The following is a 1331-nucleotide window of genomic DNA, read 5'->3' on the forward strand; positions in this document are numbered from 1 at the left end:
AAGTCCAGATCAAGGACGGCACCACCGTCAAAGGTGAAGCGACGGTTAACCTGACGACCGGCCTGTGGGAACTGACCTTGACAGGCTTGAGCTTGGCCGCTCACAGCTTCACCGCCATCGCTAAGTATGGCAGTGGGCAGGTATCCACGGCGTGGACGTTGACAGTGACGGCCAATACCGCACCGACCATTACCCATGCACTAGACTCCCAAGGTAGAGACATTCCCCATGGCCAATCGACCGTCGATACCACGGTCAAGCTTAAAGGGAAAGGGGCTAAAGGTCAGAAAGTCCAGATCAAGGACGGCAACATCGAGATAGACATTGCCGACATCAATCCACAAGGTGGTGACTGGGAAATCACTGCAAGGAACTTGAGCGTGGACTCCCATAGTTTCACCGCCACCGCCCAATATGGCAGTGAGCAGGTGTCGAATCCGCGGGTGGTCATCATATCGCCACCCTTGAGTGAAAACTTTAACGACAGGAGCAATGTTATTGAGCCAGTAGTATTGGTTCTTCCTACTATGACAATAGAGCGCAACCCAGTGGCAGGACAACATATAGCAATTTTGACTAATAGCAATTACGAGCCACCTTTCGCCGGAAAATATTTAGGGATAAATGGTGACAACTCCACGACTACATTTACATTCAGGAATAATTACTCATCTATATCGTTCGATTACGCACACACAATCGACCCAGCGACAGCTAAATTTTATGACTCCACGAATAGACTGCTCGGCGAAATAACACTTCTAACAGATAGCCTTACCAAGCCGAAATCTGCTCGATTCCATGGGTCTGGCATAAGAAAAATGATTGTCACCACTGCCCGGTCGGCTGTTGTCTTTGATAACTTTATATTTAGCCAATAATTTTATAAAAAATTACAGGCATTAAGAAGACAGGGACAGGTTCAATTATCCGTCCCTGTCTATGTTTCGCACTTATGGCATGAAGCAGACCTGTAAAGGCAATATAGTCGAACTGATTTATTTAATGGCAGTAGTGAGTAAGTTTACGCCTACAAGAAATCTTTGCCGGGTACATAACCTGTGACCAACGCGGATCCCATCTAGGTCTTCGCCTGCTCGTGAAGAGGCCATGACTGCTGGTGCCTATTCCTTTGGCACCACATTATCCAGCGCCTGATTCACCGCCAACTCCCCCAGCATCACCACCTGCGCAATGCCCAACGCTGTATTACGACTTGGCCCCTCCAGCGTTCCGGCGAAATCGCCGAGCATGACCGTGGCCGAGGCCAGGGATTCGCAGGCGTTGGCCAGCAGGGATTCGGTGTCGGTTTGTGGATTGACGAGGAACAT

At 49.5% G+C, this 1331-nt stretch carries 1 protein-coding gene and 1 pseudogene; one reads left to right on the top strand and one right to left on the bottom strand.

Annotated features, from left to right (window positions below):
* Positions 1 to 881 (top strand): annotated as a pseudogene (locus AC3WMV_RS27510) (hypothetical protein); the annotation flags it as partial.
* 243 nt (positions 882 to 1124) lie between these two features.
* Here AC3WMV_RS27510 and AC3WMV_RS27515 read toward each other — a convergent pair.
* The coding region (locus AC3WMV_RS27515; protein WP_492561405.1) for a DUF6124 family protein at positions 1125 to 1331 on the bottom strand (207 nt) is incomplete at its 5' end.

It is taken from the genome of Pseudomonas sp. FW305-3-2-15-E-TSA4 (assembly GCF_058787295.1).